At 41.9% G+C, this 21,533-nt stretch carries 20 protein-coding genes; 5 read left to right on the top strand and 15 right to left on the bottom strand.

What is annotated here, in order from left to right:
* Positions 1-140 precede the first annotated feature (140 nt).
* Positions 141-434: a hypothetical protein gene (locus BV60_RS0107965; protein ID WP_029320738.1), complete on the bottom strand. Its 294-nt coding sequence runs from the start codon at positions 432-434 to the stop codon at positions 141-143.
* A 270-nt stretch (positions 435-704) separates the two neighbouring features.
* Between BV60_RS0107965 and BV60_RS0107960 the strand changes: the two genes are divergently transcribed.
* From BV60_RS0107960 to BV60_RS0107950, 3 genes are read left to right on the top strand one after another with little or no spacing between them, the layout of a single operon-like run.
* Positions 705-884, top strand: a complete 180-nt coding sequence (locus BV60_RS0107960; RefSeq protein WP_029320737.1) for a Nif11-like leader peptide family natural product precursor — start codon at positions 705-707, stop codon at positions 882-884.
* Between the two features lie 3 nt (positions 885-887).
* Positions 888-2,204 (top strand): glycosyltransferase, encoded by a 1,317-nt coding sequence (locus tag BV60_RS0107955; RefSeq protein WP_029320736.1) that lies wholly within the window; start codon positions 888-890, stop codon positions 2,202-2,204.
* A gap of 54 nt (positions 2,205-2,258) precedes the next feature.
* Positions 2,259-3,086 (top strand): hypothetical protein, encoded by an 828-nt coding sequence (locus tag BV60_RS0107950; protein WP_029320734.1) that lies wholly within the window; start codon positions 2,259-2,261, stop codon positions 3,084-3,086.
* A gap of 91 nt (positions 3,087-3,177) precedes the next feature.
* On the opposite strand, the gene ltrA is transcribed toward BV60_RS0107950, so the two are convergent.
* The 4 genes from ltrA to tnpA form a co-directional block, all read right to left on the bottom strand.
* On the bottom strand, positions 3,178-4,476 hold the full coding sequence (gene ltrA / locus BV60_RS0107945; protein WP_029320732.1) for a group II intron reverse transcriptase/maturase: 1,299 nt from the start codon (positions 4,474-4,476) through the stop codon (positions 3,178-3,180).
* Positions 4,477-5,134: 658 nt separating this feature from the next.
* Entirely contained in the window at positions 5,135-6,802 is a 1,668-nt protein-coding gene (tnpC, locus tag BV60_RS0107940) for an IS66 family transposase (RefSeq protein WP_051656586.1), read from the bottom strand.
* A 150-nt stretch (positions 6,803-6,952) separates the two neighbouring features.
* Positions 6,953-7,297, bottom strand: coding sequence for an IS66 family insertion sequence element accessory protein TnpB (tnpB, locus tag BV60_RS0107935; protein ID WP_024864678.1), 345 nt, complete (start codon positions 7,295-7,297; stop codon positions 6,953-6,955).
* Positions 7,294-7,695, bottom strand: coding sequence for an IS66 family insertion sequence element accessory protein TnpA (gene tnpA, locus BV60_RS0107930; protein ID WP_051656585.1), 402 nt, complete (start codon positions 7,693-7,695; stop codon positions 7,294-7,296). Before tnpA ends, tnpB begins: the two co-directional genes overlap by 4 nt.
* A gap of 183 nt (positions 7,696-7,878) precedes the next feature.
* Here tnpA and BV60_RS21000 point away from each other — a divergent pair, with 183 nt between their 5' ends.
* Positions 7,879-8,166: a sugar-transfer associated ATP-grasp domain-containing protein gene (locus tag BV60_RS21000; RefSeq protein ID WP_029320724.1), complete on the top strand. Its 288-nt coding sequence runs from the start codon at positions 7,879-7,881 to the stop codon at positions 8,164-8,166.
* A 20-nt stretch (positions 8,167-8,186) separates the two neighbouring features.
* Positions 8,187-9,215 carry a hypothetical protein gene (locus BV60_RS0107920; protein WP_029320723.1) on the top strand — a complete coding sequence of 343 codons (1,029 nt, stop codon included), beginning with the start codon at positions 8,187-8,189 and terminating at the stop codon, positions 9,213-9,215.
* Here the strand turns inward: BV60_RS0107920 and BV60_RS0107915 are convergent.
* From BV60_RS0107915 to dxs, 10 genes are all read right to left on the bottom strand, one after another.
* Positions 9,185-10,225, bottom strand: coding sequence for a DUF3089 domain-containing protein (locus tag BV60_RS0107915; protein ID WP_051656584.1), 1,041 nt, complete (start codon positions 10,223-10,225; stop codon positions 9,185-9,187). The genes BV60_RS0107920 and BV60_RS0107915 overlap by 31 nt on opposite strands.
* Positions 10,226-10,374: 149 nt before the next feature.
* The gene (gene rlmD, locus BV60_RS0107910; protein ID WP_029320720.1) at positions 10,375-12,054 is read right to left on the bottom strand and encodes a 23S rRNA (uracil(1939)-C(5))-methyltransferase RlmD; all 1,680 of its coding nucleotides are present in this window, start codon (positions 12,052-12,054) and stop codon (positions 10,375-10,377) included.
* Positions 12,051-12,317 (bottom strand): hypothetical protein, encoded by a 267-nt coding sequence (locus tag BV60_RS0107905; protein WP_029320719.1) that lies wholly within the window; start codon positions 12,315-12,317, stop codon positions 12,051-12,053. Before BV60_RS0107905 ends, rlmD begins: the two co-directional genes overlap by 4 nt.
* Positions 12,318-12,411: 94 nt before the next feature.
* Positions 12,412-14,865 (bottom strand): ATP-dependent helicase, encoded by a 2,454-nt coding sequence (locus BV60_RS0107900; protein ID WP_029320718.1) that lies wholly within the window; start codon positions 14,863-14,865, stop codon positions 12,412-12,414.
* A gap of 171 nt (positions 14,866-15,036) precedes the next feature.
* Positions 15,037-15,675: a DUF1836 domain-containing protein gene (locus BV60_RS0107895; RefSeq protein WP_029320716.1), complete on the bottom strand. Its 639-nt coding sequence runs from the start codon at positions 15,673-15,675 to the stop codon at positions 15,037-15,039.
* A gap of 18 nt (positions 15,676-15,693) precedes the next feature.
* Positions 15,694-17,403 carry a DNA repair protein RecN gene (gene recN / locus BV60_RS0107890; RefSeq protein WP_035777139.1) on the bottom strand — a complete coding sequence of 570 codons (1,710 nt, stop codon included), beginning with the start codon at positions 17,401-17,403 and terminating at the stop codon, positions 15,694-15,696.
* A gap of 55 nt (positions 17,404-17,458) precedes the next feature.
* Positions 17,459-17,905, bottom strand: a complete 447-nt coding sequence (gene argR / locus BV60_RS0107885) for an arginine repressor (protein WP_029320713.1) — start codon at positions 17,903-17,905, stop codon at positions 17,459-17,461.
* Positions 17,902-18,756: an NAD(+)/NADH kinase gene (locus BV60_RS0107880; RefSeq protein WP_029320711.1), complete on the bottom strand. Its 855-nt coding sequence runs from the start codon at positions 18,754-18,756 to the stop codon at positions 17,902-17,904. Before BV60_RS0107880 ends, argR begins: the two co-directional genes overlap by 4 nt.
* Positions 18,757-18,760: 4 nt before the next feature.
* The gene (locus tag BV60_RS0107875) at positions 18,761-19,651 is read right to left on the bottom strand and encodes a TlyA family RNA methyltransferase (protein WP_029320710.1); all 891 of its coding nucleotides are present in this window, start codon (positions 19,649-19,651) and stop codon (positions 18,761-18,763) included.
* The gene (gene dxs / locus BV60_RS0107870) at positions 19,644-21,512 is read right to left on the bottom strand and encodes a 1-deoxy-D-xylulose-5-phosphate synthase (RefSeq protein WP_029320708.1); all 1,869 of its coding nucleotides are present in this window, start codon (positions 21,510-21,512) and stop codon (positions 19,644-19,646) included. Before dxs ends, BV60_RS0107875 begins: the two co-directional genes overlap by 8 nt.
* Positions 21,513-21,533: the final 21 nt, after the last annotated feature.

The following is a 21,533-nucleotide window of genomic DNA, read 5'->3' as shown; positions in this document are numbered from 1 at the left end:
ATAACCCTTATATTACTGCCCAAGTTCATTATAACATTTTGCATGTATTTCTTTTCCAAACTATCTTCATACGCTTTTTTGCAAACTAAAAACTGCCACCAGTCAAAAGTGATGGCAGTTTTTTAATTGCCTGGTTTCTATTACTTCTTCAGTTCTTCAAACTTCTTAATAATTTGGGCTTCCAGATCCTTGTTGATCTGTCCAAGTAAACTATCAAGGGCCTCTGTAAGCTGCTTTTCACTGGTGTTTTCACCTGCAACCTTATCCTCAACTGCCTTTTCCTGGATTGCTTTAAGGACATCGAACTGTACCAGCTTCATAAACACCGGCATATTGTTTCTGACAGCTTCATTCATGAATGCTGCAACCATATTGAACTGCTTTGCCTGCTGCTCGTTTGACTGTAATTCTTTTAATGCTTCTGCTTGGTTCATTGTAGGCCTCCTTTTAATTTAAGTTTGTATTTTTGCTGCCCTTTGGCAATCATGTACCTGTTTTTTCTGACAAAAAATATTCTACATAGCCGAGCGTTCGCTATGTGTGAATTATTGTTAGCATATTCTCTATATTTCATAAATTATTCATAAACTAACTATAGACTTTCTATAAAACAAGCTATTATTGCTTCATTATTCACACATGCGGAACGCTCATTTCAATACACTTTTAGTAAATAATATGACAAAAGCAACAGGAGGAATGCTATGAGATTTAAAGATCTAACACCTGAACAAAAAGAAATGGCCAAAAAATGTAAAACACCCGAAGAACTTTTAAAACTCGCCCAATCTGAAGGATATGAATTGACAGATGATGAGATGGACCTTTTATCAGGAGGAGGCATCTGGGATGGTGATTATGATGGGAAAGGAAAATGGCAGTGAAATATGAGACTTTCACTGATACTTCCGACGTATAATCGTGCAGGTTATCTTAGAGAGACCTTGGCATCTGTGCTGGACCGGATTACGGAGGAATATGAAGTCATCGTTATTGATGACGGATCGGATGACGAGACCGCTTTATGCCTTGGTGAATTTGAGGGGATATCTGAGCAGATCCAAATTCATTATCTTTCACATAGAGGAGTTTCCATTGCCCGTAATACGGGTATTGAATATGCCACAGGCGATTATGTAGCTTTCCTTGACTGTGACGATACTTTGAAACCGGCTTTTTTTGAAGAATGTAAAGTTCTTTTGGAGAGTAAAAAGGATCTGTATGTTTTGGGCTATGATCGCATAGAGGCGGATGGGCAGAGAATTCCTTTTTGGCTCCGGGATCATGTATACGAAAATCCTTCAGACTTTGCAGATGACTACATCCGAATGAGGCATCTGCTGGTTTATTCTGCATGCAACAAGCTTTATCGCAGAGACATTCTAGACAGATTTAGCATCAGATTCAGAGAGAGTCTGTCATTCGGAGAGGACAGACTCTTTAACTACGACTATATAAAAAAGTGTAGGAGTATCGTTACTTCTTCGATTAAGATGTTCAATTACATTCAGAGGAATACGAATTCTGCGTCAAACAGATCTTTATCTGATTATTATGACATTATCATGATGCTGCATAAAGCTAAGATGCAGTGCTTCATAAGCCTTTCATGTAAGACTTCAGTGCCGGAAAAAGCAGAATTTGCAGGCAACGATCTCTCAAACGAGATCAGACATATGCTTGGAAGATTCCAAGCTTTTCCTGATGAAAAAAAAGAAAATCTTTCAAAGATCAACAACCTGATTTTTGGAAAGATGGATGACTATAAGGGCAGATTTGATTATATTCTTGTGCTAGGAAGTTCAAACTGTGCTTACAGGGCAGAAAAAGCATTTGAAATAGGAGGTGCTGATTCTGATACTGTCTTTATCTTAAGCGGCGGAAACCCAAGTATAGATGGAGTTTTAACGGAAGCTGAGCACATGCGGAAGCATCTTCTGGAAAAAGGAATTCCTGACAATAGGATCCTTGTGGAAAAATATTCCAGGAATACCAGGCATAATCTTGAGTATTCCGCATCTTTGATCCGGAAGGATTTGGCTACAGGCAAGCAAAAGAATAAGGAAGATCTGCGCATAGCGATTATTACCGCTGGTTTTCATATTCACAGAACGAAGCTTATTTTTTCTAATAATTCCTGGCTTAGGGATAAAAATGTTGTGTTTATTCCAGCCTTCGGTACACATACCAGGTTAGATAACTGATATGAGAACGATGTCGGAAAGGAAATATGTCTTCAGGAAATTGCAAAGACTGAGATGCTTAGATTTAATGCCGGAGAATATGAATACCCCAAAAGCAATAAGGAAGAATATGAAAGTGCTCTTGAAGCTGCAATTAAAGCTAAAAGGCACTGGATTTCATCAGAACTTGAGGATAACGTAAACAAATACCTTGATAATCTTGGCAGTGACAGGTTTTATTGTGACTACGAGGAGTGCATTCTTCCTTATTGGAGTATATATGACCAAAAACCTAAGAGGCTCTGGTTCGACTATTATGGAGGAAGAGGAAATGTATCTGATCCGCGATTTATTCCGGATGATTTCTACTATTTTGAACTCCTTCCATACTTAAACAATCTTCAGTTTGGCGAAGCTCTGGCTGATAAATGCATATTTGCCAGGATGCTCCCGGATATTAAACAGCCTGTGACTGTTTGCAGCAGGATTTCCGGTGAATTCTATGATACGGACGGAAGACTTATTGATAAAACCAAAGCTGCTCGGATATGTATTGAAGACGGAGAGACTTTATTTTTTAAAGAGTCTCTTTATACATCAAAAGCCCAAGGTGTACGGGCTATTACACCCCAAGGGAGAACTCTTAAGGACTACCTTCGTTTCTTTGATGAGATGGGAGCTAACTTTATAGTACAGGAGAAAGTACATCAGCATGAGGAACTTTCACACCTGTGTAATAGTGGTGTCTGCACAATTCGCATCGATTCGTTGTTTTTAAATAGTAAGGTGACCATTATTTCAGAGGTAATCCGGATTCCCGGAGAAGGACGTAAGTATTGTATTATTGGTTCACCGGCGTCTCGTATCCAGGACGGTGGGCAACTTGATACAACGGTCGAGTAGATAAGGGGATTTCTCCCCTTATCCCTCTACAGAACCGGACGTGCGTCTTTCTCGCATCCGGCTCCTTGCAAAGTAAATTATTCAACAACCATCATTCATAGATACTGACGTACGTTCTGGGCGTTGCAAGGGGGTAGTCTCTCAACATATCGTTGAACTGGCCCCAGTTATAACTTCGCCGCTGGCTTCTGCGGTTAAGCCACTTGAACAGAAGCTTTCGTACTATATATTTAAAATCAGATATAGCCTTTGAGTTGTCAGTGATCCCGTAGTAATGGAAATATCCAACTAGCATGCTGTTCACTCTCTTAATGATTTCCTGTAACGGCAAGGTTCTCATATCAGCCAACCATCGATTGACTTCTTTGCATTTCTTTGTGAACTTTTTCTTGCTAGTCTTCCTCTTCACCCTGAACTTCCCGTTCCGACTCTTGGAACAGTAGTGTGTAAAACCCAGAAAGTCGAAGGTTTCAGGTTTTCCCTGCCCTCTGTTTCGCCTGTCTCTTTCGGCAAATCTACCGAATTCAATCAGTCGACTCTTGCTTTCTTCCAGTTCCAGTCCAAAGTATTCCATTCTGTGTTTCAGCCTTTTGTAGAATTGTTCAGCTTCATCTTTGTACTGAAAGCATACAACAAAGTCATCCGCATAAACTACCGCCCCTGCATAGCCTCTCAACTGTGGCTTAACAACATCATTAAACCACCACAGAAATACGTAATGCATGTATATATTTGCTATGACAGGTGAACAGACCGACCCTTGTCCACTACCTTCTTCTGTTTCCTCATATTGAAAGTCCTTTATTATCCCTGATTTCAGCATCCGCCTAACCAGTCGTATAACGTTCGGGTCTTTAATCCTTGACTCTACAAATTTGACTGCCCATCTATGGTCGATATGGTCGAAGAACCCTTTAATATCGGCGTCAAGTATATAGTTTGTCTTCTGTTTCTCAATCATAGAATTTAGTTTTCTTAGTGCCATATGACAGCTACGGCCGTTCCTGAATCCCATCATCTCCTCATAGAAATGAGGTTCAAAGACTGCTTCCAATATGCGCCTAAGCGCTTCTTGTACCAGCTTATCTTCATAACAGTAGATACTTAAAGGTCTGGTCTTTCCATTTCCCTTTGGTATCTCAACTCTCTTTGCAGGTTGTGGCCTATATGATTTCTTCTTCAGACTCGCTATTAGCCTATCAAGGTTCTCATCAAGATTATTCCCGTATTCCTCTTTTGTTACTCCGTCGATTCCTACGGCTTTATCCTTTTCCATCTTATTGTGACATTCCATTAACATTTCCTTGTCAATGAGATGTCCAATGGAAGTAAAGACCATTTCAGGGTTTTCTTTTGATAATTGCGATATTCTCTCCAATTTCGTTAACATTATTGTTCCACCTCTGTGTATGGATAATGTTTCCTCAAAGATATAGCTTTGCATGGCAGAGCTTAGAGGTATAGCCCTTTCTCGCCTTCCCTCCAGAGGCATTACCCTCCTTCATCGGTACTATGCGGCCATCCGACTGCCTATGACTCATTTGCCCTCCTTCGTGAGTTGTCGGGCATACCACTTATACATTAGGGGCTTCACACTTGCCCTGATATGGAAGTCACAGGCTCTCCCCAGTTGACATGACACCATTGTGCGACATGGCTGACTCTCAACCCCGTGGCGTCGCGGCAATCTTCGCCATTAGCAATTGCACGCGTGTTGCCTTCCGCATCGCTTAATTACGTCGGCACACCATCTTAATTTATTTCGGGGCTAACATGCCTTATGACCCTATCGCCTAACTTCCTACGCTTAACCTACGCTGTTACCAACGCATGTTCAAGGTCGCTATTGGTGGTTGGCTAGACCTTTCCAAATGGGATTTCCACCCATTAAATGCCATGCCCTTTGCTGGGCGCACTAAGCGCGAAATATTCCGGCGGGTTGCGCTATCCCGCAAGGCATGTTAACAGGTACAAGGGTTTTTGCCCATAAAATATACCCCAGCCTCATAAGAGACTGGAGCACCTTGACAATTCACATATGATAAAGATTACATTGCGTCGAAGATCGCTTTCTGATGCTGTCTGTGAAGTTCATCCAGGGCTTCCTTGCATTCAGGATGCCATGGGCAGAGCTTCTCAAGATCTTCATCGCTGGTAAGAGATGTTGGACACTTCATGAGAAGATATTTCAGGTAGTAATAAACATCAACGCCATTTGCCTTAGCTGTTTCAACAATGGAATAAGTAAGAGCACTTGCCTCTGCGCCATCAACTGAGTCTGAAAACAGCCAGTTCTTGCGGCCAGTAACAAAGGCCTTGCAGCTTCTCTCGGAAGTGTTGTTATTGAAACTGCAGCCACCATCCTCAAGATAGGTTTCGAGGAACGGTCTTCTGTTTTGGATGTAAACAAGGGCTTTGTACATCCTGGAATTCTTTATTGCAGTCTGGCAGTCAAGCCAGTTCCAGAAACCGTCAAGTACAGGTTTCTCCTTTTCAAGGCGGAACTTCTTTATGGCATCGAAATCAGAGCCCTTCTTTTCATGGATTTTCCGTTCCATCTCGAAGAGCTTGTCGACATAGGCAAGTCCCTGTACTGCCGGCTGGCTGTGATCGTATTCCTTACCTTTGGGAATGGCATCTATAAGATACCTTCTTATGTGCGCCCAGCAGGAATTCCTCGTGCAGTCCCTGAGCTTATTGTATCCACTGTACCCGTCAGTCATAAGGTACCCGTGGAATCCTTCAAGGAACTCCTTTGCAGTATCTCCAGCCCGTGTCGGAGAATAGTGGAACAGAACTATCTGCTCCGGATCAAACTCTCCCGAACGGAAAACCCACATGTACGACCTTGATTCAGCCCTGCGCCCTGGTTCTTTGAGCACCTGTACGGGCGTTTCGTCTGCCATTGCATATCTTCCGGCAACAAGCTTTCTCTGGAAGTAATTGCACATAGGCTTGAAGAACTCTTCAGCGTTATTGATTATCCAGTTGGCAATGGTTCCTCTGCAGATTTCGGCTCCGTACATCTTGAAGTCTTTTTCCTGTCTGTAAAGAGGAAGAGAGTTAACATACTTCTGATACATTACCCACGCAACTGTTCCGGCAGATGCCATGCCGTGCAGCATATGTGCCTGACCGTCGCGTCCTCTTACGATGTACGGGACCTCAGCATTTATCTTGCAGTTAGGACATCCATAGCTGACACTGTAGTAATCAATGATCTTGATACTTGGCTTAATGAATTCGATCTCTCTGCGAAGAAATTCTTTCCCAATCCTCTCAAGAGGAGTGCCACAGACATCGCAGATGCGCTCATCTTCAGGAACATCAAGAATAACCTCCTGGACAGGGAGGCCTGCAAACTTATCAGACATCTTGGATTTTTTCTTGCGGGTATGTTTCTCGACGGTGGTGAATTCCTGTTCCTCGGGATCAGGATCAGCCTTTAGAGTTTCGGCTTCATTGAAGAGATTCAGCTGTCCCTCAAAATCATCATGTTTCTCACTTGATCTGCCAAAGAGTTTCTTGGTGAGGTAATCTATCTGTTCCTGCAGGACTTTTTCTCTTTCGATATGTTCCTGCTCTTTCAGAAGATGCTCCTCTTCGCGTTTGTTAGCAGCCTCAATGAGTGCGTTGAGATTTCTGATGGTGGTATTCAGTTCTTTCACAGTGTCCTTCAGCTCAATGAGCTGCTGGTCCTTGGAATCTCTCGCCACGACAGCCTCCTTACATCTGATATATAGATTTTATCAGACTTACAAGGCAATTAATATCGGTAAAAGTGCCAAAGTGATCTGAAAACCGGCATCTAATTAATCCGATATAAGGCGATTTCAGAATTATGCACAAAAACTGATACACAGACCTTAAGAGGCTCTAATGGCCTTAGGTTGCTCTATATCGATACCTGAGAGAAGCCAGTCGAACTCGCGCCAGGTCAGGTTGCGTACTTCATCCTTGTTTCTTGGCCAGCGGTATCGTCCCTGTTCGGCGGATAGTCTTTTGTAGAACAGTATGAATCCGTCCGGCTCCCAAAGAAGCATCTTGAACCTGTCAGCCCTTCTCCCACAGAAGAGATACAGAGCCCTGCTTCTTGGATCCATGTGGAGCTTGTCTTCGATTATGGCACAGAGGCCATCGATAGACTTTCTCATGTCAGTGTAGCCGCAGACAATGTATATCTCATCTGCAGCTGTTATATCGCCGATCATACGAAGCTCCTTAAGGCTGAGAGAGTCCTGGTTACAAGATCCGGATCAGCTCCGTTACAGAGAGAAATATGTACATCTCCAAGACTTATCTCTATCATATGTGAATTGTCAATGTGCGGTGCCGCCTCAGGAATGATCTTCTGTGGCGGCTGGATATCAGGAACGATATCCACTTTGACCACATCCTGTTTTGGAATGGCCAGGTGATATATATCATCAGCGCTGCGAGGAGGAATTGCATAAGAACATTTCCGCAGCCTTTTGATAGCAGTGTTTAATGAATGACGGCTGATACCATTTAATGCGCACCATTGAGCGTCCGATAAACCGCTTTTACGGCACTCCTGGACGAGCTTGAACCACTCATCTTTAGTACGATAATGCTTGGGATCTGACATAAGCTATCCTTTCCATGTGACACCAAAATGAAGTTCATAAGTTCAAGTGTTCACACTAAAATGTAGTTTATAGTTCAAATCCATTATGAGTGATTGTGGGACGCATTCACATCCGCCGGATTATTTCGCGCTTACGATACAACTGTCTATATCAAGGGGAAAGGTTTTTTTGATGCTGAGAGCATGGGTATATTTAATAAAGGATATTCAATTCCGTTTTATAGCAAAGTATGTGACGCAGTTGCCAGCGCGCATACTCAGATACCTCATTTAAAACTGATCGGATGGGATTTCACTGTTGATACAGAAGGAAATCCTGTAATGCTTGAATACAACGCGAAACCTGATGTGGGAGTACAAATTGTGACAGCTCAGCCATACTTCAGAGATTTGACAGATCAGATTCTAGATGATTACTTCTTTGAAAGAACTCTTTCCAATAATCAGAAACAAGGCAGACTTGTGCAGTAAAGAATATGAGAGGTAAAAAATTGAAGACACCCACATTTGCAGAATCATTTGAGACACTTTGTATCTATACCGAGAAATGCGGTATGGACAGAATGTTCTTTGGAGATTCCCTGAAAAGAGTAAGGCAAATGGCACCGGCTTTTTTATTGGGGAATAGTTTTCCTGAATTATACTTTGAATTTCCGTTAATGGGAGATCCCTCTCTCTCGGTGACCTTTTTATATAGTGATCTTGAAAGAAATATGCAGATTGATTCACCTCTTGCCATCGGCTATGATGAACTTATCAACTACATCGCAGACACTCAAAAGATATATCCGGATGTAGGCTTTGGCTTTGAATTAGACACAGAGAAAACCATTGTTCCTCCGGTTGCCGTCCATTTTGAACCAAGGAATAATCCACTCCTTGTAACTCGTTTCTTTGAGCTGTTAGGAGAAAAAGAACGCCTTCATCTGTATGATGATATGAGAAAAAGTCTTCCTAAAAACTGGGAACCGGCTTATTTTGGACTGTTTCGGGAAAGACCTGAAGCACCGCTTCGTGTCTGCGGATACTTACAGAAAGATGAAGTAATATCATGCAAAGAGGATCCATCCCATATAAAGGATATATTCGACAAAGTGGGATTCACAGCCTTTGACCAAACAATGATATCTCAGATTACAGAGGTTCTAAGGATTGAACCGGCTGGTTTTGGTTATCAATTTGATATATATCCGGATGGGACCATGGGGAAAATCTTTTCTATTGAAATTATGCTAAAGGAGCGTTCTGAAAAATCTATCAGAAAGTCTTTTGAAAAGGGAGCTGCCTTGCAAATACTTGATATGATGAGAAAATATGGATTGGCCGAAGAAAAAAGCCGGTTGCTTGGTGAATTTACCTTTGAAAGGTCAGTTCCTGTTGAACTTAAGGATGGCTCTTTAGCACCTTTCCATTTGGGCTTTCGCCCGAAGTGGTTTAAGATACGCTGGGATAATACTAAGCTTGTCCCGGCAAAGTGTTATTTCCTTCTTCAGGCAGCATTTGAAGAAACCTTTTTCTGAATAAAACTTTCTGTTCGTTTCTGTACATTCTCCTGAAGATTTACAAAGAAAAGGAAATTATCATAAAGATGAAGGCTTCCATCAGGGAAAATATCAAGAACTTTAGGATACTGACTGGTATCAATACCCGTTACTACAAGTGAACCTCTTACCGGGTCAATATATGCACCGTACTTTCCCGCTTCCACGGAAAGAATCGCACCCGTCTTGCTATCCTGAGTAACAGTTCCTTTATTAAGCTTTTTAGAAGCCACTGTACTATCCGTTCTCCAGTTAAGAGGATTGATTGATATTGCCTTTGTTCCTGCAGGTATAACCATAGAATCTGTAACAGTTCCATCCTCACAGTCAAAACTTATTACAACACCGGTATCAGTCTCTTCCTTTGCAGGAACTATCTGCGGATACTTCGCTATCATATCTTCCGTCATGCTCCATCCTATTGCATATACAGCAATCAGATTTTCTCTAAGATTTATAGCTCTTTCTTCACTTCCGCCATAGTATTCTTCAAGGAGCCTGTAGCACATATCTGCCCCCTGTGAGAAGCCTGCAAGAATAAGCGGTTTGCCGTTATTCTTATGTTCTATGTAATACTTAAACGCCGCTGATACGTCCATATATGCATTCTTCATTGCCTGCTCTTTTGCCGCAGAATCTTCCATGGCATAAACATTAATGGAAGCCTGCCTATAGTACGGAGCATATATCCTTGCTGTCTTTGCATAAATGGCCTGTTGCTGATTCATGGCATTTCTGAATTTTGTTTTGTATTTTGGTGTAATAGCCGAATTGCTCTCACTGCTGGTATCTACTGTTGGCGCAACAATAAAGACATCCACGGAATTCTCTGGATAAGCACCATCATACAGCCAGTTATCAGAAAGCGAGTAATCCAAAGGACTTGTGAAAGGCAGAACTTTTACTGCCTTAGCAGTAATTTTCGAAGGAAATGCTACCGCCATTATCAAAAGAATAGTAAACAATAATCTTAGTCCCTTATTTCCCATTAATTTGCTCCTTTCTGATTACCATTTTTACTAATACACACAGCTTTATTTTACCATTTTGCGTTTATTCCTTTTGTAAAAAATGTATAAATATCATGTTGTACAAAAAAACACACATTGGATCCTCTTTTCCAATGTGTGTCTGTGTTTTATATCATATTAAAATGCTTCAGCGCCTCAGTAATAGCCTTCTCCTTTTCCGGAGTTGTTTCCGACTGCCTGCTATCCTCTGACTTCGGCTTATTATAGTTCTCTCTTTCAATAATTCCGTTCTTTCTCTTGATCTGGGCTATATTCAGGTTAGTAACATGTATACCATACTTTTCCTGTACCCAATCTCTTATCTCATCGTAGGTAGCTCCATCCTTGAAACCATCAGTATCCATGCCCTCTAACGATATTTCTACCTTAACTTTCTTACTGGGTATCTCGCCCTTGGAAAGCAAGACGACCGTCTCAACATGATTCGTCCAGGGGAATTGATCCACTGCTACTGCTCGCTGGACATAATATCCGCCTTCGGCGAGTATCTCAAGATCACGAGCAAGGGAAGTGGGTTTGCAGCTCACGTAAATCATATGCTTAACGCCGTAATCTATGATTTTCTTTAGAGCTTTGGGGTTGATGCCTTCACGGGGTGGATCAAGAATAATGAGATTGGGTTTGTCTTCAATCTCGTCCAGGACCTTCAATACGTCTCCGGCGATGAACTCGCAATCCATCAGGTGATTTCTTGAAGCATTTTCCTTTGCTGCAGTAACTGCTTCTTCTACAATCTCAACGCCGATAACTTTGTTGGCAACAGGAGCAATAATCTGGGCAATTGTTCCTGTTCCGCAATACAGGTCAAAGATGATCTTATCTCCGGGATCCTCGGTCGTGTTGTCGTAGAGGCCGTCGATATATTCACGTACTGTGCCGTAAAGGACCTCCGCGCTAAGAGAGTTTGTCTGGAAAAATGAAAAAGGAGTTATTCTGAACTTTAACCCTAAAAGTTCTTCAAAGAAATAATCCTGTCCATAAAGGATAGTTGTTCCTTCATCTATGATGGCATCTGCCTTGGAATCATTTTTCGTATGAAGTATGCCTACGATATGTCCCGACAGGTCAAGAGTAAGGAGCATCTCCTTATAATCCGACAGATCATGGTCTTCCTGAGTAGTTGTAACAATATCTATAAGGATATCCCCTGTTTTAACAGCCTTTCTCACAAGAAGATGTCTGAGATACCCTATCTGCTTCATTCTATGATAGAACGATATTTTTCCGTTTTTATATAGCTCACCAAAATATGATATGGTTGCGCTTAGAATCTGATTATAGTCATCATCAACGATTCTGCATCCGGTAACACTTACGATATCATGCATGCTGTTTCTTTTATGCATGCCAAGAGTGAGAGGCCCGCCAAGCTCCTCATCTCCGAATGTAAATTCCATCTTATTTCTGTAAGCAAATTTAACGGGGCTGGTCTTTATTCCTTCCCACGTATAGCTTTGTGTCTGATTCTCCAGAATAGGATTAAGTATTCTTCTTACCTGCTGTTCCTTAAGTCCAAGCTCCTTGACATAAGGCATGGTAAGATAACTGCATCCACCACATTTGCCAAAGTGAATGCAGGGACTGTCTATAGCATCAATAGGCTCTTCGAGAATTTCGAGGAGCCTGCCTTCTGCTCTGCCATTTCTGTTCTTTATAATTACACAGGAAACCTTCTGACCGGGAAGTGTATTCTTTACAATAACCTTCCCTTCAGGAGTCTCCATTATTCCTTTGTTCGGAAATTCAACACGAACAATTCTTCCCGTTACGATATCTTTTTTCTTCATTTCTCCAAATCCAGATCAACGAAATCGTCATCATCAAAATCGTCGAAATCGTCATCATCATAGTCAAAATCGTCCTCGTACTCGGGCATCATATAGTTAAATACTAAGTAAGCGATTGTTGCAACAGCTGCTACTGCACCGAAAACCGCAAGGCACCACAAAATAATATTTGCAGGCTTTTTAGCATTTGCTGCTTCCTTCTTAGCCAGAAGCTCATTAATCCTTGTCATTTCAAGAAGTTCTTCAATTCTGTTTTTATCCATTACTGTCCCCTTTCCAAGATACTGTTAATAGTTAATACGCATGATAAATATATTATAACATTTACTTTTTTACATTCTATCGAATTAGTAAAGTTTATACTTTTTTTAGTTTAGCAAAAGCCGCAAACATGATTTTCTGGCCATAATCATCAAAGTTGATAGTAACCTTATAATCCCGTGGCTCTTTAACTATATCAAGTACTGTCCCCAGTCCAAATTTAACATGTACCACTCTGTCACCGACTCCGTATTCCAGTGCCGCTGCGGAGGGCATTCCCTTTGAAAGGCCGGAGAGGCCTGGTTTTCCAAGAGCCGCTTTACTGTGAGTGCTTGCTGCACCTGCAATAAACGGCTTATCCTTTGGTACTGCTCTCTTTTTAGGAGGTGCAGGCTTTGCTACAGGTTTTCCGTATGCCGGCTGAACTGCTGCCCCGGTTCCTGCATATGCACTTCTTCTCAGCGCTGAAGGCGTGTTATTCATGCCATAAGCAGGCTTTGAAAAATCCATCTTCTTTTTGAAAATACGACCTGTCTCAATATCAATATCATCGTCGTCATCAATTGATTCACCACCGTCAAACAGATATTGAGCTTCGGCGTAGCCAACCTTCTCTAAGAGGTTCTCGGGAATCTCAGATACAAATCTGCTGATCCTGTTATATTCAAGCTGACCTCTGTTCATCCTGCTCTTCGCACAGGTAAGTGTGAGATGCTTTTTGGCCCTTGTTATTCCAACATAAGCAAGGCGTCTTTCTTCCTCAAGCCCTTCCGGATCGTTATCTTCATTCATAAGAGTCATAAAGCTCGGAAAGACATTTTCCTCCATACCTGCAAGATAGACATGATCAAATTCAAGACCCTTGGCACTGTGAAGCGTCATCAGTAAAACCTTGTCGTCATCCTCCGACACATTATCTATATCAGCTACAAGTGCGACTTCTTCAAGAAAACCTGTAAGTGTCGGCTCGTCTTCCTTCTCCTCATATGAAGCCATCTTGGAAATAAGTTCATCCACGTTCTGCGCTCTGTCGTTGTCCTCGGTATTATCAAGGTCGTCAAGCGTATAAAGATAATCAATATATCCTATTTCCTTAATAACATGCTGAAGCAGCTGATCGAGCCTTGCTTCTTTTGAAAAAGCCCTGAAAACTCTTATCATCTCAGCGAAAGCTTTACATTTCGCCTGCGCCGTCTTATTAAGTCCCGGAATCATGTCAGCTTCCGCACATGCCTTAAGAAAACTGATATTTATTCTGTCGGCGTAGTCCTGCACATGAGAAATGCTGGTTGCGCCAATACCTCGCTTGGGCACATTTATTATTCTTCTGACTGAAAGATCATCCGCACCTGAATCAATTGTTTTCAGATATGCCAAAAGATCCTTTATCTCACGCCTTCCGTAGAAATTAACGCCACCAACAAGGTCATAGGGAATTCCCTCATAAACAAAGCGTTCCTCTATAAGTCTGGACTGTGCATTCGTTCTGTATAAAACAGCTATATCCCTATAATCTGCCTTGCCGGTTTTCTTTAGCTTTCCTATCTCAGAGGCAATAAATTCAGCCTCCTCGGGTGCCTGATTTACCTGCTTTAATCTGACAAGCTCTCCCTTTCCTTCATCAGTCCAGAGTGCCTTATCTTTTCTTCCGTAGTTGTTTTTAATCACCGCATTTGCTGCATCAAGAATGCACTGGGTTGACCTGTAATTCTGCTCAAGCTTTATTACCGTTGCATCAGGATATACCTTTTCAAAATCAAGTATGTTTCTGATGTTCGCACCACGGAATCTGTAAATACTCTGGTCATCGTCACCTACTACGCAAAGATTTTTATATCTGTCAGCAAGTAGCCTTACAAACTCAAACTGAACATTGTTAGTATCCTGATACTCATCCACCATTATGTAACGGAAGCGTTCCTGATACTGCTTTAAAATCTCATGCTCCTGTCTGAAAAGCTTGACGGTATTTAAAAGCAGATCATCAAAATCCATTGCATTGTTCTTTTTTAAAGTATTCTCGTACTCTATGTATGCCTTGGCTATCTTCTGCTTTCTAAAATCCGCCCCCTGAGTCAGCGCATATTCATTTGCATCCACGCAGTTGTCCTTCGCATGTGATATCGCAGTCTGTATTCCGCGAAGCTTAAGCTGCATAGTTTCGAGCTGGTATCTCTTGCAGATATCCTTGAGAACAGATTTGGAATCATCCGAATCGTAGATGGTGAAATTGTTGTCATATCCGAGTTTGTCGGCATATCTTCTAAGAATTCTCACACAGGTGGAATGAAAAGTTGCCACCCAAATGCTCTCCGAGCCAAAGCCTACAATTTTGTCAACACGCTCACGCATTTCACCTGCAGCCTTGTTAGTGAAGGTTATGGCAAGAATGTTCCACGGATTAACACCGCATTCATCAATTAAATAAGCGATTCTGTGAGTCAGCACTCTGGTCTTTCCCGAACCTGCTCCCGCAAGTATCAGAACCGGACCGTCTGTCTGTAGAACCGCCTTTTTTTGTTCACTGTTTAGCGTATCGTAAATACTCATTAAAAATCTTTCTGAGAGTCACTATTTAAGCGACTCCCTTGCCTTTCATCTTTGTTATTACACCACATTTACACCATTTTCAGGATAGTAATCTTACAATTCTCCTTCTGAAAAAAATAATTTCTTGCGTTTCTTCGATTCCCTTTGAGGATTGCTTTTATGACGCTCAAATTATTTCTTGCGTTTTTTCGATTCTCTTTGAGGATCGTTTTTATGACGCTCTTCTTCAACATGATCAAGAATATTCTCTATGAGAAGCATCTTCATAAAAACATCATAAGACAAAAGTGAGATAAAATTAAAAGTCTGAAGCTCCCGCTTGTCGTCCCCTTCTGCATTTGGAAATGATTCCTGTGCCACTTTAAATTTTCTTTCGATGTCCTTTTTAAGCGTAGCTACTATTTCATCCTGCTCGTCATATATTGTCGTATAAATATCCTTAAGATTTATGGTGGCATAGTCATCACCGAATCTCTTGTACAAAGGCTCAAACAGAGTCTGTATGTCGCTGAAGGAAAGGATGTTTTTGTAATAATATATGAACATCAAAAGTATAATATGATCCTTCGAGTACTTCTTTTTGATCGGAGGGGGCAAAAGATCATTTTTGGCATAATTGTTTATCATGGTCTTGGTAAGTATCTTATCAACACCGGGATGTCTTGCGGATCTTCGAAGACTCTCCTCCATGAAAGTAAGAAGCTGATCCATATAAAGATCAATATTAGGGATCTCAGTGACCTCAACCTGCTTAGTCCTGTCAAGACTCGCCATTATACTGTTTAAAAGATCATCGTAATCTAGTGTCATGTGTATTGGATTGCTCCTTTATCTGATATTATTCTTAACATCATCCGCCTGGCGCATCATCTCTCTTGCGTTTTCAAGTGTAGAATCTGTTATCTGCGCACCGCCAAGCATTCTCGCAAGCTCTGAAACTCTCTCATCTTCACCAAGCATTCGGATTCTTGTAACGGTTCTTTCCTGTCCGTCTTCCTTGTGAGTTCCCTTGGCAATCTCATAATGATTATCTGCCATCGCTGCGATCTGCGGCAGATGTGTGATACAGATTATCTGATGTTCCTTTGCAAGGAGTCCGAGCTTCTCAGATACCTTCCAGGCTGTCTGACCGCTTATTCCGGCATCTATTTCATCAAAAATAAGTGTATCGATTTCATCCTTATCCGCTACAACCGTCTTAATGGCAAGCATGATTCTTGAAAGCTCACCTCCGCTTGCTACCTGATCAAGAGGTCTTATCTTCTCTCCCGGATTGGTGGAAATCATAAATTCAACATCATCAAATCCTATAGCGGAAATCTTTTCTTCGTCAGGTCTTACCTCTATCTCAAATCTGACATCAATGAAATTTAAGTCAACTAAAGCTTTCCTAAGCAGCTCTGATAAAATATCCGCATTCTTTTTTCTGAGGTCAGATATCTTTGTGCACAACAAAAGGACCTTTTCATGATACTTTTTCTCGTCGGAAATCAGCTTTTCCCTGTAAGCACCAAGATCCTCAAGTTTACTTAGTTCCTCTTCCTTCTCATCCCTGTACTTTAGGACAGCTTCAATACTTCCGCCGTATTTATCCTTTAAGTGATTTATTACATTAAGTCTGTCCTCTGTCTGTGCAAAGTCTTCTGCATCGAATTCCAATTCGCTTATATATGAAGAGATGGCATGTCTGAAATCCGATAACAAATTATCGATATCAGAGAGCTGTGACAACAGTTCATCAGCCTTTTCATCATAGCTGCTTACCAAAGACAGTTCTCTTACTGCTCTGCCGATCGCGTCAGCTGCACTCTCATTGGACTCGCCGGCGCCGGTAGCCTCTGCGGCAATACCCGCTGCCTCGGCAATTTTCCTTGAATTAACCATTCTCTTATATTTGTTTTCAAGGTTTTCATCCTCACCAATCTGAGGATCGGCTTCATTTATCTCGTTGAACTCAAAGCTTGCAAGATCCTTTTGTCTCTCTCTTTCTCTTTCATCAAGATTAGTTTCTTCGAGACTCTTTAGGATATCCTTCCACTCTTTGTATGCATCAGCGCATTCATCTTTTAACTTTGAAAGCTCTTCACCGGAAAAATCATCAAGTATCTCAAGATGTTTTTTCTTATGCAAAAGCTCCTGGTTATCATTTTGTCCGTGAATATTTATCAGAATATTAGAAAGCTCTCTCAGCTGCCTTGCGCTTACGGTTTCTCCGTTTGCCTTACAGACACTTCTTCCTTCCATGATCTTTCTCTGAAGTATCAGTGTTCCGTCTTCATCAACAGGAATATCCAGCTCCTTAAGGCTCTTTTGCTGTGTCTCATCAGTTATTCCAAAGCTCAGCTCTATCAGAGCATATTCTGCACCTGTGCGGATCATTCCACTATCAGCTTTGGCTCCGAGTGCAAGATTAACGCTACCTATGATAACCGATTTTCCGGCTCCGGTCTCACCACTCATAATATTAAGACCGTTTTTAAACTCGACCTCCTGCTCGTTTATAAGTGCAAGATTTTTTACATGTAGACTGTATAACATATTTACCTCTTTCCTTTTGTGCTTCTTCGGGCAAACTAAGGAAATGTTGTTTTTATTATCCGATCATCTCGTTCAGTCTGTTCATTACCTTCTGAACGTCATCATTTGTACGTATTGCAGCCATGATAGTATCATCACCTGCAATACATCCTACTACCTCTTCAAATTCAAGAGCATCAAGAGCCGCAGCAACCGCCATCGCCATACCGGAAACCGTGCGTATAACGAGAATGTTCTGTGCACTATCCATGCTGATATAACCGGCTCTCAAAACATCCGCATACTTGTCGTTCATCGAAGCAGTGTCCTGAAGATAGACATATTTATGTCTTCCATCGGAAGTCGCTCTCTTTGTAAGACGAAGCTCTCTGATATCTCTTGAAACCGTCGCCTGTGTTACCTTGTACCCAGAAGCATTAAGCATATCCGCTATCTGCTCCTGTGTTTCTATTACATTGTTCTGAATAATTTCAATTAATTTGTTCTGTCGTTTTTTCTTCATACGAGTTTTTTCCTCAAAATGTTCAAAAAGCTCTCTTTGCTGATTTTCAGAATCCTTGTAACTTCTTTTGCGGCAGTAATATCTATTTTATCGCCGCTTTGCATCATCATTCTCTTTCCGCCGTCAAATGAGGCTTCAAGCTTTTGTATATTTCCGCCTCTTCCTTTTCCTATCTCAATTGTAACCCTGTCATGTTCAGACAACACGATAGTACGCGCATATGCATTATGTGAACAGATGGGTGTCAGAAGCAGAATCTGCGCCTTGGGATCCACAATAGGACCACCCGCAGACATATTATATGCCGTAGACCCTGTGGGCGTGGATACGATAATTCCATCAGCCTGATAACTTGTGAGCGGCATATCGTTTACAAATACATTGAAATTGTATACCTGGAGTGATGAACATCTCGCGATTACGATGTCATTTAGAGCATAGGTTCCTACACCTTTATCTTCTCCCTGACAGGGAACTCCCTGAAGCATCATGCGGTCTTCTATCTCGTACTCATCATTAAGAAGCTTATCCATCGCTTCTTCAACCTCGGAGAGCTCTACCTCTGCCATATAGCCAAGAGTTCCGAGATTAACACCTATGATGGGAAGATTCTTCTCTCGCACATTCCCTGCTGCCTGCAGCATTGTGCCGTCTCCGCCGAGAACAATACAGCATTCATAATTATCCGGAACCTCACACAAATACTCACTGCTGTCATTTTCTCCGGAGTTTTTCTCCATTTCGGCAACCTTACACTGTCCCCCGTGAGCTTCCAGATACTCTCTGATACGTAAGGTCTCCTTCATCTTGGGATCTTTGTTCCTATTGGTGATAATAAAAAACCGCTTCATAGTTTTATAGCTCCCCGTGCGCTTTTTTAACCGTCTCCTCTATCAGGTTTTTCATTTCCTGCTCGGTTGAAAAACCATTCTTTGCCTCAATTTTTTCAGAGAGAAGATGTAGTCCCGTGCCTTCATTTATCTCACTGACTTCATCATTTTTGCTCTCATCCTTTTTAATGTGAAGCAGATATTCTATATTTCCTTCCGGTCCCCTAACCGGTGAAAAATCAAGGTTCAAAACTTTAAATCCGATTATGTCGGCAAAATCTATTACTTTGCAAATGACCTCTTCGTGGATTTCAGGTTCCCTTACAACGCCTTTTTTTCCGACCTTTTCCCTGCCGGCTTCAAACTGAGGCTTTATGAGGCACACCATCTCGCCGCCATCCTTAAGAAGCTTTCTTGCGGGAATCAGAATTTTTGTAAGTGATATAAAGGAAACATCCACCGATGCAAAATCCAGATCATCATCAATATCATCCCTTGTCAGATATCTGAAATTCGTCTTTTCCATACAGACAACACGCTCATCGGACCTGAGTTTCCAGGCAAGCTGACCGTGTCCCACATCAACAGAGTACACCTTGGATGCTCCGTTCTGAAGCATGCAGTCTGTAAATCCTCCGGTGGAAGCCCCGATATCCATACATACAAAACCATCAAGACTAAGCTCAAAACTCTTCATAGCCTTTTCAAGCTTAAGCCCGCCTCTGCTCACATATGGAAGCTGATCTCCCTTTACTTCAAGCGATGTTATTTTGGATTCATCAAAGGATGTTCCGGGTTTGTCTTCCCTTTGTCCGTTTACAAAGACATCTCCTGCCATAATGACAGCCTTTGCCTTTTCTCTTGAGGGTGCAAGCCCTCTGGAAACCAGAATTACATCCAGTCTTTCTTTAGCCATTTACTAATATTTCCTCGTATTTTCTAATAACCTTTTTAGCTATAGACTGTGCGTCTATGCCAAGCGCCTTATATAACTGATCACAGGAGCCATGTGTCACAAAAGTATCGGGAAGCGCGATAGTCAGCTGCTTAATATCAATCTCTTCATCTGCAATAAAGCGTCTTACCTGATCTCCGAAGCCACCGTTTTCAATGTTCTCTTCCATGGTCACCATAAGCTTATGCTTCTTGGATGCTTCCCTGATATAGTCAACATCTACAGGCTTAACAAATCTGGCATTTGTAAGTGAGCAGTTGTAGCCCTTTTCTATAAGGATCTCCCTTACCTGTTCTGCAGTCTTGACCATGCTGCCTACAGCCAAAAGAACAATGTCTCTCTCTTTGTAGATCGGCTCCGCTTTTCCCATAACGATAGGCTCACGGAATTCCTCAAGTCCGTCGTAGGCAGTTCCCCTTGGATATCTTATCGCCGTCGGTCCGTTAAACTGTATAGCGAACTTCATCATGTCGGAAAGCTCCCATTTATTTTTAGGTGCCATGACATGCATATTAGGCATACTTGAAAGATAAGACAGATCAAAAATTCCCTGATGAGTCTCACCATCACTGCCTACAAGTCCCGCCCTGTCTATTGCAAAAGTAACGGGAAGGTTCTGTAGACAAACGTCCTCGATCATCTGGTCGTATGCTCTTTGTAAAAATGAACTGTAAACCGCAAAAACAGGATGATATCCGCCAACTGCAAGACCTGCTGCAAAGGTAACCGCATGTTCTTCCGCGATCCCCGCATCAAAAAATCTCTTGGGATACATATTCCTGAATCTCTTAAGGCCTGTTCCGTCCGCCATGGCAGCGGTTATTGCTACGACCTCCGGATTACGCTCACCTATCTTACACATTACGGTACTGAAAATATCCTGGTAGTTTGCTACCGTTCTGGGATTTCTGGGTATACCGTTCTCAATGAGGAAAGGCTCCGTACCATGGAATCTTGCAGGATGTCTCTCAGCGGGTTCATAACCCTTACCCTTTTTCGTAACAACATGAATCATAACTGCCTTACGAACCTTCTTGGCCTCACGAATCGCCGCTCTCATAGCGGAAATATTATGTCCGTCTATAGGTCCGAGATATGTTATTCCAAGATTCTCAAATACCATACCGGGTACAAAGAGCTGTTTAAAGCTGTTCTTCGCCCTTCTTATCCCCTTTACCATCTTGGGGCTGGAATTCTTCAGAGAATTATAAATGTCATCTCTAAGATTCAGATATCCCTCATTTGTGCGGACTACATTAAGGTATTTTGCCATACCTCCAACGTTCTCCGATATGGACATCTCATTGTCATTAAGAACCATTATAAAGTTCGTATCCAGCTTAGCTGCATTATTCAAAGCTTCATATGCAAGTCCGCCTGTCAGAGATCCGTCTCCTATAACGGAAACTATAGTGAAGTTTTCATCTGAAAGCTGTCTTGCTCTGACCATACCGAGTCCTGCTGACAAACTGGTTGAACTATGACCTGTGTCAAAGCAGTCGCAGTCCGATTCACTTCTCTTTGGGAAACCACTCATTCCTCCGAATTTCCTAAGTGAGTCAAAACCATCCTTTCGTCCGGTAAGAAGCTTATGGGTGTAGGACTGGTGTCCAACGTCCCATATGATCTTGTCCTTTGGCAGATCAAGTTCAAGATGAAGCGCCATTGTAAGCTCAACCACTCCGAGATTGGAGGCAAGATGCCCCCCTGTAACACTTATTTTTTCTATAAAAAACTCTCTGATTTCCTGAGCGAGTTCATTTAACTTGTTCGCAGGTATTTTCTTTATATCATTTGGCTTATTGATACTATCAATTAACATGTCAGCCCTCATCCTCCAGCC

This window comes from Butyrivibrio sp. AE3004, assembly GCF_000703165.1.
Classification (GTDB): Bacteria; Bacillota; Clostridia; order Lachnospirales; family Lachnospiraceae; genus Butyrivibrio.
This window is presented reverse-complemented; position numbering and strand designations above follow the sequence as displayed.

Coding starts and splice junctions, on each gene's coding strand:
- recN (WP_035777139.1), bottom strand. CDS start 17,403: ATGTTATACAGTCTACATGTAAAAAATCTTGCACTTATAAACGAGCAG.
- BV60_RS0107955 (WP_029320736.1), top strand. CDS start 888: ATGAGACTTTCACTGATACTTCCGACGTATAATCGTGCAGGTTATCTT.
- argR (WP_029320713.1), bottom strand. CDS start 17,905: ATGAAGAAAAAACGACAGAACAAATTAATTGAAATTATTCAGAACAAT.
- BV60_RS0107915 (WP_051656584.1), bottom strand. CDS start 10,225: ATGGGAAATAAGGGACTAAGATTATTGTTTACTATTCTTTTGATAATG.
- BV60_RS0107905 (WP_029320719.1), bottom strand. CDS start 12,317: ATGGATAAAAACAGAATTGAAGAACTTCTTGAAATGACAAGGATTAAT.
- BV60_RS21000 (WP_029320724.1), top strand. CDS start 7,879: ATGGGTATATTTAATAAAGGATATTCAATTCCGTTTTATAGCAAAGTA.
- BV60_RS0107875 (WP_029320710.1), bottom strand. CDS start 19,651: ATGGCTAAAGAAAGACTGGATGTAATTCTGGTTTCCAGAGGGCTTGCA.
- BV60_RS0107965 (WP_029320738.1), bottom strand. CDS start 434: ATGAACCAAGCAGAAGCATTAAAAGAATTACAGTCAAACGAGCAGCAG.
- BV60_RS0107895 (WP_029320716.1), bottom strand. CDS start 15,675: ATGACACTAGATTACGATGATCTTTTAAACAGTATAATGGCGAGTCTT.
- tnpB (WP_024864678.1), bottom strand. CDS start 7,297: ATGATCGGCGATATAACAGCTGCAGATGAGATATACATTGTCTGCGGC.
- BV60_RS0107880 (WP_029320711.1), bottom strand. CDS start 18,756: ATGAAGCGGTTTTTTATTATCACCAATAGGAACAAAGATCCCAAGATG.
- rlmD (WP_029320720.1), bottom strand. CDS start 12,054: ATGAAGAAAAAAGATATCGTAACGGGAAGAATTGTTCGTGTTGAATTT.
- ltrA (WP_029320732.1), bottom strand. CDS start 4,476: ATGTTAACGAAATTGGAGAGAATATCGCAATTATCAAAAGAAAACCCT.
- BV60_RS0107950 (WP_029320734.1), top strand. CDS start 2,259: ATGCTTAGATTTAATGCCGGAGAATATGAATACCCCAAAAGCAATAAG.
- BV60_RS0107900 (WP_029320718.1), bottom strand. CDS start 14,865: ATGAGTATTTACGATACGCTAAACAGTGAACAAAAAAAGGCGGTTCTA.
- dxs (WP_029320708.1), bottom strand. CDS start 21,512: ATGTTAATTGATAGTATCAATAAGCCAAATGATATAAAGAAAATACCT.
- tnpA (WP_051656585.1), bottom strand. CDS start 7,695: ATGTCAGATCCCAAGCATTATCGTACTAAAGATGAGTGGTTCAAGCTC.
- BV60_RS0107960 (WP_029320737.1), top strand. CDS start 705: ATGAGATTTAAAGATCTAACACCTGAACAAAAAGAAATGGCCAAAAAA.